Here is a 15,170-nt window from a genome sequence, read left to right on the forward strand (position 1 = left end):
AAAGTTTTCCCCCCGGCCCCCCCTTTCAAAACTTGTTGGGTCTACGCCGCCTGGGAGGCCTTAACTGGCCAGGAAGGGGCTGATGGCGGCGTAGGGGGTCGCGCGTCAGCGTTCATGTGCGCCTCTCTTTGAGAATTTCCAAGAAGAACCCTGTCTTCGCGCTTATCTATGCCATCTCCGCGTAGCGGAACCCCAAAAAGTTTAGGAAAGGAGAGGGGATGGGGGTCCAGGGGGAAGGGGCCGACATCGGGGGGCGATGTCGGCCCCTTTCGTCTTGGGGTGTGGGGACGGAGAGGGTTATGCCTTGGCGACTTGCACGAAGTGCTCCTGCATGGAGATGGCGCCGCCGGACTTGTCGTAGCGTCTGATGCCTCTTGGCATGAGCAGGTTGTCTGCCGCGCCCTTGCCCAGTGCGCGCGATTCGCAGGGCAGGGTGTGGCCGAATCCGTGGACCATGAACACCGCCTCGGGGTGGATGAAGTCGGTGACAAAGGCGCGGATTTTCGAGGCGTAGCCGTTGTTGCTCACGGTGACGTAGTCGTCGGTGGCGATGCCGAGGGTCTGGGCCTTGCCGGTGTGAATCCACAGGGTGTTTTCGGGCATGCGCTCGAAGAGCAGGGTGTTGTTGACCGTGTGCCCCTGGGTGTGCAGGGCGCAGCGGCCAAAGGTGATGCGGAAGCGGTCTGCGGGCGGCCGCTCGGGCGAGACATAGGGCTTGAGCGAGGGCATGCCGTCGGCTTCGAGCTTTTCGTCGATGATCTGGACCTTGCCCGAGGGGGTCTTGAAGGTGCCTTCCTTGACGGGCTTGAGCAGCGGCTCCTTGGTCAGGGAGACGATGCCGGTCTTGTCGAAGTCTTTGATGCTCACGCCGGTGCCTTCGAGCTGGAACTTCCAGATGTCCTCGATGGAGTCGTAGTCGAGTTCCTTGAGGCCCATGCGCTTGGCAAGGCCAGCGTAGATTTCCCAGATGGCCTTGGTGTCGTAGAGGGGCTCGATGGCGCGCTTGCGGATGAGGAAGCTCGGCTTGGCGCCGTTCTTGGACATGAGGAGTTCGTCGCGCTCGAGGTAGGGCGAGATGGGCAGGACCACGTCGGCGTACCAGGCCGTGTCTGACCAGGAGAAGGTCACGGCCACCAGCAGGTCGAGGTTTTTCCACATGGAGACCACGTCGTCCTTGTCCGGGAAGGCCATGAGCGGGTCGTGGCGCTGGGCGATGTATGCCTTGATGGGGTAGGGCTCGCCGCTGACGATGGCGTCGTAGGCGAGGTTGACCAGCCCCGGACCCTGGTCGTAGTGCTTGCGGCCTTCCATCCAGCCCACGCCGTCCACGCGCTTGCCTTCGGGCTTGGGGTAGAGCTCCATGAAGCTCTTGAGACCCTTGGCCCCGACATCGCCGGGCTTGACCATCAGCGGCATGCCGCCCTTGGCCCCGATGCTGCCGAGCATGGCGTTGATGATGTATATGGTTCGGGTCATGTAGAAGGAGTCGTCGTAGCGCGCCGTCATCCAGCCGGGATGCCAGATGACCGAGGGCGCGGCCTCGGAGAGCTGGCGGGCCAGATCGCGGATGGACGCCGCGGGCACGCCTGTTTCGGCTTCGGCCCATTCGGGGGTGTATTCGGCCACGAAGTTCTTGAGGGTGTCGAAGTCGCTGACCCAGTCGGCTACGAACTGATCGTCGTAGAGTTCCTCGTCGATGAGGGCGTTGATCACGGCCAGGTTGAAGGCGTAGTCCGTGCCGGGGCGGATGAGGTAGAAGTTGTCCGCCTTGGTGGCCGGGACATTGGCCCGGATGTCGATGACCGAGAGTTTGCATCCGGCGTCCATGCCGGTGAGCAGGTTGTTGACCTCGGCCACGTTGATGGCCTCGAAGATGTTGCGCTGTTGCAGGATGACGTGCTTGGCGTTCTTGAAGTCATAGGCCACGTCCTTTCGGCCGAAGCCGAAGACGGACAGGGCGGCGTTCTGGACGTTGCGCGCGCAGGCGGAGTCGTGGTTGTTGTAGTTGGGCGTGCCGATGCCGCGCAGGAAGGCGCGGTAGAAGTCGCGGAAGGGGCCGCCCCGATCGGAGAAGAGTACTGATTGCTTGCCGTGCTCTGCCTGGATGGCCTTGAGCTTGTCGGCCACGTAGTCAAGCGCCTCGTCCCAGGAGGCCGTGCGCCATTTGCCTTCGCCGCGCTCGCCCACGCGGATCATGGGGTGCTGGGGGCGCTCCTCGTCGTAGCTCAGCGCGGTGCCAGCCGCGCCGCGAGGACACAGGGAACCCATGATGCCCGGGGCATGGGGGTTGCCCTGGATGTATTCGGCCCTGCCGTCCACCACTTCGACCTGAATGGGGCAGCGCACAGAGCACATGCCGCATATGCTATAGACATATTCTTTCGTCATGGTATCCTCCTGAGGCACGGAAATGTGAGATGCTTTCAAGAACCCTGCAACCGCTTGCCGGACGCTAGCAACGGTTTTCGGTATTGAGCAACACTCTACCCGTATGTGAAAGATGGCACAAGCCGTTGTCGAAAAAAATAATACCAGGCCAGTATGAAAAGGTTTTAATTGGGAAAAATATCACAACCCCAGGTTCCGTTGACCGGGGCTGATTTTTGTCCCTAAGGGGTATCCATCGTCGAAGTTGCGCGGATTAACGCTGATTCAGAGGTGAGGATATGGCAATTTACAGGATCAAGTTCGACAAGAAAAGGTGCATCGCCTGTGATGCCTGCCTGATTCACTGCAAGGTGAAGAACAAGGTGCCAACCGGGCTGAGCTTGAACAGGCTCTTTGCCGAGGGACCCATTGCCGACAAGGACGGCATGCCAACGGCGAAGCTCAAGTACCAGCCCTGCCTGCACTGCAAGAAGCCGGAGTGTGTGCCGGCCTGTCCCACCGGGGCCATGTACCAGCGCGAGGACGGCCTTGTGCTTGTCAACATGGACCTGTGTGACGGGTGCCAGTCCTGCATCGAGGCGTGTCCGTGGGATGTGCCGGTCTTCAACAGGCAGACCGGCAAGATCATGAAGTGCGACTACTGTGTGGACCGGGTCGATGCCGGGGGTACTCCCGCCTGCGTCACCGGCTGTACCGCGTCGGCCCTCAGTTTCGTGCGGCCCGAGTAGCGTCGAGGATCACACCCGCCGCCATCCGGCGACGGGGGAAATTTACGGGGTTCAACACATCATCAGGAGGTAACCGTGTTACGTTCCAACAAAACTCTCATGTTGCTGGCTGTGCTGGCAGTGTGCCTCATGGCCCAGCCCGCCTGGGCGGACGCTTTGGCCGACGCCATCGCCGAGGCCAATCCGCAGGGTGAGCCCGGCTATCTGGGCATTCCCGGAGGTCCGCAGATCAACCTGATCATCGCCCTGCTCTGGGCGGTCTGGGTAGGCTGGATCTTCTCCACCGTCGGCGCGTTCGGCGGCATCATGGCCGGTGTCGGCCACATCACCGTCTTCGGCCTTGGCGACTACGCCAGCTCGTTCGGCAAGGGTGCCAAGCTCAACAAGCTGGTCACCGACTCCATCCGCGTGTCCAACCAGTGGATGGTCGGTTGCTCGGCGGCCCTGTCCTCCTTCAACTATTGGAAGGCCGGCCGTCTGGTGCTGCCCCTGGCCATCGCCCTGGGCATCGGCTCCATCGCCGGTTCCTGGCTGGTGCCCTGGCTCACCGCGGGCAAGATCAGCCTGAAGGCGTATATCGGGTACTTCGGTCTCTTTGTCCTTTTCCTGGGCTGCTATCTCTTCTATGAGACCACCCCCAAGGGACAGGCTGGCAAGCAGGCTGCCAAGAAGGCTGCCGACGCTTTCCAGAAGTCCGTCAAGGAGCAGAAGACCGGCGGTGCCGTGGACATGGCCGAGATGGGCGTCAAGGTGCAGAAGTTCACCCCCACCATGTGCGAATTCACCTTCTTCGGCGTCGAGTTCAAGTTCAACCCGCTCATTCCCCTGGTCGGCGGCTTCTTCATCGCGGCCCTGGCCTCGTTCCTGGGTGTCGGCGGCGGCTTCCTGCTGGTGCCGTTCCTGACCTCCGTGGCCGGGCTGCCCATGTACCTGGTGGCTGGCACCTCGGCCCTGGCCGTGTTCGTGGGCATGATCAACTCCATCGCCTCCTACATGTTCCTCGGGAACATCACCATCGAGTGGAGTCTCATCGGTGTCGAGCTGGTTGGTGTCGTCATCGGCTCCATCATCGGCCCCAAGACCTCCAAGTACATCCCGGACATCTGGCTCAAGCGCATCTTCATCGTCCTGGCCCTCTACGTGGGCATCCGCTACACCTCTCAGGGTTTCCTGGGATACAGCATCCTGCCTCCCTTCTAGGTCGGCGCGACACGTTGATGAAAACGGAGGCCGCCCGCTCGGGCGGCCTCCACAAAAAACACAGGGGAAGCAATGACCGGCATCGCCGTTTACCAGTTTCTCGACCCGTGGCTCATCTGGGCCTTCCGCATCGCCGACAATCCGTACCTGGGTTTCGCCGTGGGGATTTTCTGGCTCTGCCTGCTGACCACGGTCATCGGCGAACTCTGCATGGCCGGGGTCTATTTCCTCAACAAGAAGCATTTCGCGACCATCAACCAGAGCATGGTGCGCCACCACAATCTCTCCCTCCAGGCCCTGGGGGCCAAGGACAAGACCGCCTGGAAGGCTTGCAACTCCATCGCCAACGACGCCTTTGGCAAGAATTTCTTCTCGCGCATCGCGCTCTTCGCCTCGTCACTGTGGGTGGTGCCGTTCGCCATCGGCTGGCTGTCGTTCCGGTTCAGTTCGGTGGATTTCGTGCTGCCGTACCTGGGAGAGGTCGGGGTTTCCTTCCTCTTCATCCCGGCTTATATCGTCATCCGCGTGCTCTTCTGCCGCGCCAAGCCGGTGCTGCCCTTGTTCAGGCACATCAAGCGCAAGGTTGCCGAGAACGAGGGTGCCGAGATCCTGATGTCCTACAGCGATCTGGCCAAAAAGGAAGACGCCCCGGCTGTCGGCGGGCCGGTGACCGGAAATTCGTAAGAGGGGATTTGTCGGATGTCGCTTGCAGGGCGGGCGGTCCCGCTCGGGGCCGCCCGCCTTGTTTCATTGTCTGGCCTGGGCCACGTCCCGGACCAGCGCGTCGAGGTCCGAGGGGCCGATCAGGTAGTCCCGGTCCTCGGTGCGTACGCACAGGACCTGCGGCCGGTTGGCCACGATGACCGCCTCGCGGCCATTGACGAGTTCGACCACGCCGGAGCGGTATCCGGCGAACTGCATGAATTTCTTTGACTTGGCGATGGCGAATTCCGGGTCGAGCAGGTCGGCCTCGAAGGTTTCGTGCACTGCGGCCCAGGGGATGACCGCGCTGGCAAAGGGCGGCGCGGCCAGCAGGAGGCCCTCGTCGGCCACGGTGACGGCGGCGCGTCTGGGATTGACGAAGAGCATGTACCAGTAGAGCAGGGCAAGGGGGGCGACCACCACGATGAGGCAGATGGCCGTCCAGGTCAGGCCGGACCGGAAGCTCCAGGCCACGGCGGCGGACACGGCCGCCACAAAGGCGAGCAGGCCGATGGGGGCGAGGGGGGTGATGGGAATCTTGTGGATGCTGTGCATGGTGTCTCCTTGGGCTGGCGCGGATTCCCGGAAGAGTACTGACGAAGCGGCCCCTTGCCAAGCGGTATTGCCATTGGACCCGGGTGCGATTTGTTGTAGGATGGTCAGGGGGCGTTCGGGACAGGACGAGGAGTTGGCCGCAGGGTTGGCCGAATGACCACGGAACAAGCGAGGCGGACGAGATGATGACCAGAGCGGCCAAGTGCCTTGCGACGCTTTTCCTGGCGGCGGTCATGCTCATGCTGCCCGGGTGCGGCGACAGCGAGCCTGCGTTGGAGGTGGACCTGACCCGGCGCGAGCGGCTCGTGGCCCCGGAGCGGCAGAAGACCATCACCTATGCCTATCTGCCCCAGTATTCGCGCACCGTCTCCTTCCAGCGCCATCGCGCCCTGCTCGAATACCTGCGCGTGACCACCGGGCTGCCCCTGCATCAGGTGTTTCCCGACACCTTTGACGAGCACATCAAGATGGTCCAGCGCGGCGAGATAGACATTTCCTTCTCCAATCCCTTCGTCTACATCCAACTGGCCGAGCTGGGGTCCACTGCCTTTGCCAAGATCGTCGAGCCCACGGGCACGCCCGATTTCAGCGGGCAGATCATCTGCCGCAGCGACAACCCCACCATCAGGACCATCGAGGACTGCCGGGGCAAGCGGCTCATCGCCGTGGACCCCGGGTCGGCAGGTGGGTTTCTCTTCCCTCTCGGCCTCTTCTACGATCACGGCATCCGGCTTGACGACTTTGCCGAGGTGGAGTTCGCCCAGGGCAAGCAGGAGAAGGTTGTCCTGGCGGTACTGGCCGGGGCCTACGATATCGGCACCATCCGCAAGGGGACGCTGGACGTCGTGGCCGGAATAATCGATTTGAGCGACATCCGGGTCCTGGCCGAAACCAGGAACTATCCGGGCTGGGTCTATTCGGCCCGCCAAGGGTTCGACCCCGCTGACGTGGGCGTCATCGCCGAGGCCATGTTCTCCCTTGATCAGGCCAATCCCGAGCACAGTGGAATTCTCGGCGCGGCCGGAATGAGCGGCATCATTCCTGCCCACGACGCGGATTACGACCCCATCCGCGAACTGGCCGTCAAGGTCGGCATCAGGTAGGCGGGCGCATGCGTCTTTTCTCAAAACTCAAGTTTCGGACCAAGCTCAACCTGGGCATCTCGGCCATTCTCATATCCATGGCCGTGCTCCTGCTGCCGCTGGTGAGCAACATGACCGCCAAGATCCTGCTGGAGGAGAGCCGCAAGCGCGGATCAGCCCTGGTCGAGAGCCTCTCGGCCCGGGCCGTGGACCCCCTGCTGGCGCGCGACTTCCTGCGGCTGAAGAACATGGTGGTCGAGCAGGTGGCCGTGGGCGATGTGCTCTACGCCTTTGTCCAGGACAATCACGGCTTTGTGCTAGCCCACACCTTTGAAGGCGGCTTTCCGGTGGACCTGATGCGGGCCAACGAGGTGCCGGACTTCGCCTCGGTCCACATCCAGCTCCTGGCTGACGGCCCGACACGCATCTACGACTTCGCCTCGGCCGTGACCGTGGGGGACGAGCGGCTGGGCACCGTGCGCCTCGGGCTGTCCAAGACGCGCATCAACGCCTCGGTCAACCGGCAGATCACCATCATGGCCGGGCTTTTCGCCGGGGCGCTCATGCTGGCCACCATCATGGGCTCCCTGTTCGCTTCCCGGGTGGCGGCCCGGCTCGGACTTCTGCGCGAACACGCAGAGGCCATGCTCATGGGCAACCTCGACACCCAATCCGGCCCGGCCGATGGCTCCCACTGCTGGGAGATGCGCAACTGCGACCTCTCCTCCTGCCCGGCCTTTGGCGAGCGCCGCCGCCGCTGCTGGTACATCGCCGGAACCATGTGCCCGGACTGCAAGGACGAGAAGGGGCTGACTGCCTCGCGCGAGTCCTGCCACCTGTGCAAGGTGTACCAGCAGGCCGCCGGGGACGAGTTGCAGGATCTGGCCGAGACCTTCGACGTCATGGCCCTCTCCCTCAAGACCCACATCGACGAGCTGCGCGGGGCGGATCGCAATCTGCGCGAGCAGCAGCGCCTGATGCGCACCATCCTCGACGTGACCCCGGACCGCGTCTCGCTGGTGGACACCCGGCTGCGCTACCAGGGGGCCAACCGTACCTTTGCCGAGTCCGTGGGGCTCAAGCTGCACCAGATCGTGGGCAAGACGGATTTCGACATCTTCGACGAGCAGACGGCCGAGGCGAGGCACATGGCGGCCCGCGAGATTCTCCAGTCCGGCGAGCGGCTGGACACCCAGATGGTGGTGGAGGAGGCCGGAGAGCGGTGGTTCCATGTGGTCTGCATTCCGGTCCACGACGAGGACGGCCGCATCACCGGCCTGCTGCGCACCGACCGCGACATCACCGACATCAAGGGCTACGAGAAGCAGCTGATCCAGGCCCAGAAGATGGAGTCCCTGGGCCTGATGGCCGGGGGCGTGGCCCACGAGATCAACACCCCGCTGGGCATCATTCTGGGCTATGCCCAGTTGCTTCAGGAGGACGTGGCCCCGGGCTCCCAGATTCACCAGGACCTGGGCGTCATCGAGAAGCAGGCCAAGGTGTGCAAGAAGATCGTGGCCGACCTGCTCGGCTTCTCCCGCCAGACCCACTCCTCCAAGCGCGAGATGTGTTTCAACAATTCGGTCATGGAGGCCGTGACCCTGGTGCGCCATACCTTCGAGCTGGACCATGTGGACATCATCGCCCAGCTCGACGACCGCTTTCCCATCATCTACGGCGACCCGGAAAAGCTCAAGCAGGTCTGGATCAACCTGCTCACCAACTCGCGCGACGCCATGCCCGGCGGCGGGGTCATCGTCATCCGCACCCGGTTGGACACGCCGCGCGGCATCGTCTCCCTTTGGGTGGCCGATTGCGGCGAGGGCATCGGCGAGGATGTGATCAAGAAGATATTCGACCCCTTCTACAGCACCAAGCCGGTGGGGCGCGGCACAGGGCTTGGACTGTCCGTGTCCTTTGGCATCATCGAGGACCACGATGGCGACATCCACGCCCAAAGCCCGGTGCCCGAGGCGTTTGTCTTTCCTTATCCGGAGGGCCGCCAGCATGGGCCGGGCACGCTGTTCGAGGTCAACCTCCCCCTGGACCACGGTGAAGACGAACCGGCCAGGGCCGAGCGTCGGGACGCGGACCACGCCGGGCAGGACATATAAACGAAAAGGAGAAGGACGATGGCTGACATAATGGTACTGGACGACGTTTCCGATGCCGGGATGCTGGTCAAGCGCATCCTGGAGCGCAAGGGGCACACCGTGAGCGTGTTCACCGAGGAGGAGGACGCCCTGCGCCACGCGGCGGCCAACGGTGTGGACCTCGCCATCCTCGACATCAAGCTCAAGAAGATGACGGGCGTGGAGGTGTTGGAGGAGCTGAAGAAGCTCAGGCCGGGCATGAAGGCCATCATGCTCACCGGCTACCCGACCCTTGAGACCGCCCGCGAGGCGCTACGCCTTGGGGCTCAGGAATACTGCGTCAAGCCCATCAACAAGGATGAACTGGAAACCAAGGTGGCGGAAGTCATCGGGGAGTAGGAGCAGAATGCACGTCACACAGCTCTTCAAGCACTGGACGTATCAGGTCTTTGCCCCGGGCACGCTGCTTCGGCGCAAATACGAGGCATTCAAGTCCTTGCTCAGGCACGACGCCAGGGCGCTCGAACTGGTGGCCGACCTGGAGGAGCTGTTCTACGGCAAGACCCTGGCCGACAGGCAGCGCGCCAACTGGCTGGCCGCCCGCCTTGCCGAGTCGGTCAAGGTCATGACCGGCCAGCTGGTGGAGATGAATCCGACCCGCTACATGGACCTGCCCGAGTATTTCCGCAAGATCGACTTTTATGTGCGCATGGCCCTGGAGCTGGAGCAGCCGGAGGTGGGGCCGCCCTACATCCTCTCCCTGGAGGACGCGGCCGCGTTGCCCGGGCTGGCCGGGGGCAAGGCGGCCAACCTTGGCCGGGCCATGCGGGTGGAGGGCGTGCCCGTGCCGCCTGGGTTCGTGGTCACGGCCAACGCCTTCAATTACTTCATCGAGTTCAACGGTTTGCGCGACGACATCGAGAGCCGCCTGCGCGAGATGGTGGTCGGCGACCGCGATCTGCTGGCCCGGCTCACGGCCGAGATGCAGGAGCTGATCCTGGCGGCCGAGGTGCCCGAGGAGATCGCCCGGGGCATCCGCTTCGGCGTGTCCGAGATCATCTCGGGCGACGACCTCATCGCGGTGCGCTCCAGCGCCTTGTCCGAGGACGGCGACATCTCCTTTGCCGGTCAGTACGCCAGCGAGTTGAACATCCAGCCCAACGACGTGCTTGAGGCCTACAAGCGGGTGCTGGCGGGCAAGTACTGCCCCAGGGCCGTGGCCTATCGCATATCCAACGGCCTGACCGACACCGAAACGGCCATGGCCGTGCTGGTCATCCCCATGGTGGAGGCCGAGAATGCGGGGGTGGCCTACTCCCTGGACCCGGATTGCCGGGGCCGCGACCAGATCGGCGTCTACGGCGTGCGCGGCCTGGGCCATGGGCTGGTGGACGGCAGCGTCTCGCCGAGCAAGGCGGTGCTCACCCGCGAGGAGACCCCGCGCGTCAGCGAGGATTGCCTGCCTGACGAGGGCGGGCTGCCCGCGGCCGAGATCCTGACCGAGCTTGGGCGGGTGGTCATGCGCCTTGAGCAGGCCTTTGGCTGCCCCCTGGACATCGAATGGGCCGAGGACGTGACCGGCGCGCTGTACATCCTCCAGGCCCGGCCCCTGCAAAGCGAGCGCGAGGAGTTCGTGGCCGGGCACGCGCCGATTCTGGTCAAGCCGCTGGCCGAGGGGCTCGAGCGGGCGTCGTCGGGGGTTGGCTGCGGCCAGGTCTACTACGCGCCCACAGGCGAATCCATCGCCCGCATCCCCAAGGGCGCGGTGGTCATCACCCCGACCCTCAAGCCATCATTGCTGACCTTCATCGGCAACATGAGCGCGGTCATCGCCCAAACCGGCAGCCGGGCCAGCCATTTTGCCTCCGTGGCCCGCGAGACCGGGGTGCCGGTGCTTGTGGGCTCCATGGACACGGTGCTTGAGCCGGGACAGGTGGTCACCGTGGACGGCACCACCGGGGCCGTCTACGACGGCGTCGTGGATGAGCTGGCGGCCCGGGGCGACAGGGAGGCGGCCGTGTCCGAGCGCGTCACCCGCCAATACGCCAAGGTCATCCCCCTGACCGTCAAGCTCAACCTGACCGACCCCCAGGCCAGCGATTTTTCGCCCGAGGGGTGCCGCTCGATGCACGACATCATCCGCTTCTGCCACGAGAAGGCCGTGGGCGAGATGTTCTCGCTGGTGGACAAGAAGGGGCGCGGCATGGGCTCTGCCCGGCGGCTCAAGACTCAGCTGCCCCTGGTCATGTACCTGCTCGATCTGGGCGGGGGACTCTTCGCCAACGCCGCCGAAGGGGAGCTGGTCACGCCCCAGGATATCAAGAGCCGTCCCATGTGGGCGCTGTGGTACGGGCTTTCCGACTCGCGCGTGCAGTGGTCGCAGACCCTGACCCACATGGACTGGGAGGAGTTCGACCGCATGTCGGCCGGGATATTCAGCTTCGATTCCAGGCTGCTGGCAAGCTACGGACTCATCTCGGGCGATTACATGCACCTGATGATCCGGTTCGGCTACCACTTCTCGGTGGTGGACTCGGTCTGCGGCAACGAGCCAGGGGCCAACTACATCAACTTCCGCTTCAAGGGCGGCGGGGCGGCCTTTGACCAGCGTCTGCTGCGCCTGGACTTCATCGGACAGGTGCTGAGCCACTACGGATTCGAGGTCACGGCCAGGGGCGACATGCTTGACGCCAACTGCGCCCGGCTCGACGAGAACGGAACCCGGCGGCTGCTGGCCCGGCTGGGCTATCTCCTGGCCGTGACCCGGCTCATGGACATGCGCCTTGAGACCGACCAGGATGTGGCCCGGGAGGCGCAGCGGTTCATCGAGGACGCGGAGAGGCAGGATGACAAGTCACGGGCGTAAGCCGCTCTACCAGATCACCTGGGTCACGGACCACCTCGGCGTGGGCAACGCGCCCATGAGCCACGCCCAGCTTGAGTCCATCGCCAACCAGGGGGTGGACGCCATCCTCAACCTCTGCGGTGAGTTCTGCGATCTGCATGACATAGAGAAGGAGGCCGGGTTCGAGGTCCGCTACCTGCCCCTGGCCGACGAGGAGGCCCCGGACCTCGTCGAGCTTGAAAAGGCCCTGGCCTGGCTCGACGAGGCCATCTATCTCGGCAAGAAGGTACTCATCCACTGCCGCCACGGCATCGGGCGTACCGGCACGGTGCTCAACGCCTATCTGCTCCGGCGCGGGCTGGGGCATCGGCTGGCCTGGCTGGCCCTCAGAAAGCTCAAGTCCAAGCCCGCCAACTTCGTGCAGTGGCGTACGGTGCGCCGCTATGGCAAGCAGAGCGGGCAACTGACGGTGCGCGAGCCGAGCCTTGAATTCAAGCGGCTGGTGGACCTTTCACCCTTTTTCAACGATTATGAAGGGCTGGCTCAGAGGGTGGATGATCTGGCCGGGTTCAGCCGCACTGGCATGGCCTGCGGGCGGGACCACGACCAGTGTTGTCATACCCCGGTCCGGCTCAGTCTGGCCGAGGCCGTGCACCTGAGCCACCGCATCAACCTCGAACTGTGCTGCGAGGACAGGCTCGCGGTCATCGAGCGCGCTGTTGAGACCGCCCGGGCCGAGCGGCTGGTGGCCGTTGACCTGGGGCGTGAGCAGGAGAGCCTTGAATACTGTCTGTCCGAGGCCGGGGCGCTGTGTCCGCTGCTGGAGACAGGGCGGTGCCTGCTCTTCGACCACCGCCCGCTGCAATGCCGTGCCTTCGGGCTGGACGAGAGCGAGGACGGCGAGCTCTGGAACGATCTGCTCACCCCGGCCCTGGACAAGATCTCGGGCGAGATATGGTTCGCCTACACCGGGACCATGGTCGAGGACCGGTTGCCCCTGTTCTCGCTGCCCGACGTGGTTTCGGGCAAGTTCATGGAGTCGATCTTCAAGCTCATGCTCAAGACGGGGCTTTCCCAATGAGCCGCCCCGTCCCGCCCGATCAGGGTGAGGGGTGCGCTGCCTCGTGAACCGCTCCGGTCCGCCATCCTCCGCGCCGCTCCTGGCCGGACTGCTGCCGTGGCAAACCTGCCTGCTCGCCCTGATTGCGGGCATTTTCTCCTATTGTGCGCCTCTGGAGGCCGGGCTGGCCCTCCTGGTCATCGCCGTGGCCGATGCCGTGCTGCGCGGCAGAGCGCGCCGGGTGCCGCTGCTGACCCTGCTCCTGTGCGCGGCCCTGGGACTGGGCTACGCAGCCCTGCGCGCCCCGGCATCCCTGCCAACGCCGGGGTGGATGGAGGCCATGCGGCCCGTTCAGGTCAGGGGCGTGGTGGACCGGGCCGAGCCCCGGGAGGACCATCGGCTGCGCATCATCCTGCGCGACATGACCGTGCTCACGGATCAGGGCGAGACAGCGCTTCCGGGGCGGCTCGTCTGGAACTGGCGCAATCCGTCGCATCGCCCCTTGCCGGGGCAGCGGGTCGAGGCAATGCTGCGCGTGGTCCCGTCGCGCGGGTTCGGCAATCCGGGTGGCTGGGATTTCGAATGGTACTGGCTGCGCCAGGGGGTGCAGTGGCGCGGCTGGGTCAGCGGCAAGACGCCCCCCACCTGGGGCGAGCGGCCGGACGGTACGGCCGGGGCGGTCAAGGCAGCCCTGCGCGGGCTGGTGGCCGACCGGCTGCCGGAAACGCCGGGCGGGAGCGTGGTCCTGGCCCTGGTTACCGGCGACCGCTCGCGCATTGACGAGTCCACGGCCCGGGCCGTGCGCGCCGCCGGGTTGGCCCACACCCTGGCCCTGTCCGGGCTGCATGTGGGATTCGTGGCCGCCTTGGGCCTGGCGTTGGCCTGGCTGGCAGGGCGGTTGCGTCCATCCCTGCTGCTACGCATTCCCCGGCCCAAGCTGGCCGTGCTTCTGGCCGCGCCCCTGGTCCTCGGTTACGCCTGGCTCGGCCAGCCGTCGTCCTCCCTGATCCGCGCGGCCACCATGTATGCCTTCTGGGGCGCGCTGCTGCTCCAAGGGCGCGGGCGCGTGCTCATGGACGGCCTGTTCTTCGCCCTGGCGGCCATTGTGGCGGTCACGCCCCTGGCCGTGTTTGACCTGGGCTTGCAGATGTCGGCCCTGGCCGTGGCCGGAATCGGGCTCTTGTATCCACGCCTTCGGGGATTGGTGTACAGTGGCTCCGGGCGTGAAGGCCGGGGAACATGGTGGGCTAAGGCCCGGGCCGTCGCCGGATTCGCCCTGGGGATTCTGGCGGTCAGCCTGTGCGCCACGGTCAGCCTGCTGCCGCCCGTTTCCTGGTATTTCGGCACGCTCTCGCCCAACATCCTGCTCAACGTGGTCTGGATTCCGGTCCTCGGGTTCGCGGTCATGCCCCTTGGCATCGTGGGTGTGCTCTTGGCCGTGGTGCCGCCCCTTGCCCCCCTGGGCGGGTTTTTCCTGGGCTGTTCCGCCCGGATCACGGACCTGCTGCTGTCCCTGCTCGACGCCGTGGCCGGGGCCGGGCTGACCCCGGTCTATGCCGTGCTGCGCCCCCTGTGGCCGGAGACGGCCGGGTTTGGCCTGCTTCTCGTCGTGGCCCTGGCGGTCTGGTCCGCCCGGCGCGTTTCGGCGGGGCTGGCCGGGCTGGCAGGGCTGGGCTTCCTGCTCCTCACCGGGCCTCATGTGGCGGTCATGGCCGAGGACGCCCGTCCCGTGGTGCGGCTCGAACTCATCGACGTGGGTCTGGGGCAGGCGGCCCTTGTCTCCACGCCGGGCGGGCATCGCTGGCTGGTGGACGGCGGAGGCGGCTCGCGCGCCTTTGACATGGGCGAGGCCGTGGTGGCCCCCTATCTCACCCTCGGGCGGCCGCCCCGGCTCGACGGCGTGATCATGAGCCACCCGGACAACGACCACAGCCGGGGGCTCTCCTTCATCCTCTCCCGGTTCCAGGTGGGTGTGTTCCACACCAACGACATGCTGCCCGGCGGCGAATCGGGCCAGGAGATGCGCGCGGCCCTGGCGTCGAGCGGGCTGGTCCCGGTGCCCCTTGAGGCCGGACAGGCGGTGGACCTTGGCGCTGGAAAACGCTTCGAGGTGCTGCATCCGGCTTCGGGATTCCGGTCCAGGAGCAGCAACGAGCGATCCCTTGTCCTGCGCCTTGCGGACAATGAGCGGGGGCTGGCCATTCTGCCCGGCGACATGGAGCGGGCGGGCACGGCGGCTGTCCTCGCTTGTGGCATGGACCTGTCGGCGCAGGTGCTGGTCCTGCCGCACCATGGCAGCCGGTCGAGCCTGAGCCCGGATTTTTACCGGGCCGTGGGCGCCCGGGTCGCCCTGTGTTCGGACGGATTCATGAACCGCTTCGGCTTCCCGCACCCGGAGGTGGTGGAGGCCCTCGGCATGCCGGTGTACGCCACCTCGCGCCACGGGCTGGTGTCCGCCCGGTGGGCGGCCGACGGGTCGCTCTCGATCCATCCCCATCTGCCCTGATCCCGCGCTCT

11 protein-coding genes are annotated in these 15,170 nt (G+C 65.2%); 9 read left to right on the forward strand and 2 right to left on the reverse strand.

The annotated features are described in order from the left end of the window. Positions 1 to 297: 297 nt before the first annotated feature. Positions 298 to 2,388: a molybdopterin-dependent oxidoreductase gene (locus tag QQS14_RS12190; protein ID WP_285907278.1), complete on the reverse strand. Its 2,091-nt coding sequence runs from the start codon at positions 2,386 to 2,388 to the stop codon at positions 298 to 300. Positions 2,389 to 2,666: 278 nt separating this feature from the next. Here QQS14_RS12190 and QQS14_RS12195 point away from each other — a divergent pair, with 278 nt between their 5' ends. The 3 genes from QQS14_RS12195 to QQS14_RS12205 all read left to right on the forward strand — a co-directional run bounded on the left by QQS14_RS12195 (position 2,667) and on the right by QQS14_RS12205 (position 5,000). Then, positions 2,667 to 3,116: a 4Fe-4S dicluster domain-containing protein gene (locus QQS14_RS12195; protein ID WP_285907279.1), complete on the forward strand. Its 450-nt coding sequence runs from the start codon at positions 2,667 to 2,669 to the stop codon at positions 3,114 to 3,116. Between the two features lie 75 nt (positions 3,117 to 3,191). Then, positions 3,192 to 4,316, forward strand: a complete 1,125-nt coding sequence (locus QQS14_RS12200; RefSeq protein ID WP_285907280.1) for a sulfite exporter TauE/SafE family protein — start codon at positions 3,192 to 3,194, stop codon at positions 4,314 to 4,316. 72 nt (positions 4,317 to 4,388) lie between these two features. Then, positions 4,389 to 5,000, forward strand: a complete 612-nt coding sequence (locus tag QQS14_RS12205; protein WP_285907281.1) for a hypothetical protein — start codon at positions 4,389 to 4,391, stop codon at positions 4,998 to 5,000. Between the two features lie 63 nt (positions 5,001 to 5,063). Here QQS14_RS12205 and QQS14_RS12210 read toward each other — a convergent pair whose 3' ends face one another. Next, on the reverse strand, positions 5,064 to 5,573 hold the full coding sequence (locus QQS14_RS12210) for a PH domain-containing protein (protein WP_285907282.1): 510 nt from the start codon (positions 5,571 to 5,573) through the stop codon (positions 5,064 to 5,066). A gap of 185 nt (positions 5,574 to 5,758) precedes the next feature. Here QQS14_RS12210 and QQS14_RS12215 point away from each other — a divergent pair, with 185 nt between their 5' ends. From QQS14_RS12215 to QQS14_RS12240, 6 genes are read left to right on the forward strand one after another with little or no spacing between them, the layout of a single operon-like run. Further along, complete coding sequence (locus tag QQS14_RS12215; protein WP_425607926.1) at positions 5,759 to 6,676, forward strand: phosphate/phosphite/phosphonate ABC transporter substrate-binding protein; 918 nt, start codon at positions 5,759 to 5,761, stop codon at positions 6,674 to 6,676. A gap of 8 nt (positions 6,677 to 6,684) precedes the next feature. Next, complete coding sequence (locus QQS14_RS12220) at positions 6,685 to 8,769, forward strand: ATP-binding protein (protein ID WP_285907284.1); 2,085 nt, start codon at positions 6,685 to 6,687, stop codon at positions 8,767 to 8,769. Between the two features lie 18 nt (positions 8,770 to 8,787). Continuing rightward, positions 8,788 to 9,147, forward strand: coding sequence for a response regulator (locus QQS14_RS12225; protein WP_285907285.1), 360 nt, complete (start codon positions 8,788 to 8,790; stop codon positions 9,145 to 9,147). Between the two features lie 7 nt (positions 9,148 to 9,154). After that, the gene (locus QQS14_RS12230; protein WP_285907286.1) at positions 9,155 to 11,614 is read left to right on the forward strand and encodes a PEP/pyruvate-binding domain-containing protein; all 2,460 of its coding nucleotides are present in this window, start codon (positions 9,155 to 9,157) and stop codon (positions 11,612 to 11,614) included. After that, a complete protein-coding gene (locus tag QQS14_RS12235) occupies positions 11,595 to 12,674 on the forward strand; it encodes a phosphatase domain-containing putative toxin (protein ID WP_285907287.1) in 1,080 nt (359 codons plus the stop codon). Before QQS14_RS12230 ends, QQS14_RS12235 begins: the two co-directional genes overlap by 20 nt. A 31-nt stretch (positions 12,675 to 12,705) precedes the next feature. After that, complete coding sequence (locus tag QQS14_RS12240) at positions 12,706 to 15,159, forward strand: DNA internalization-related competence protein ComEC/Rec2 (RefSeq protein WP_285907288.1); 2,454 nt, start codon at positions 12,706 to 12,708, stop codon at positions 15,157 to 15,159. Positions 15,160 to 15,170 lie beyond the last annotated feature (11 nt).

The organism is Pseudodesulfovibrio pelocollis, assembly GCF_030282845.1.
Classification (GTDB): Bacteria; Desulfobacterota; Desulfovibrionia; order Desulfovibrionales; family Desulfovibrionaceae; genus Pseudodesulfovibrio; species Pseudodesulfovibrio pelocollis.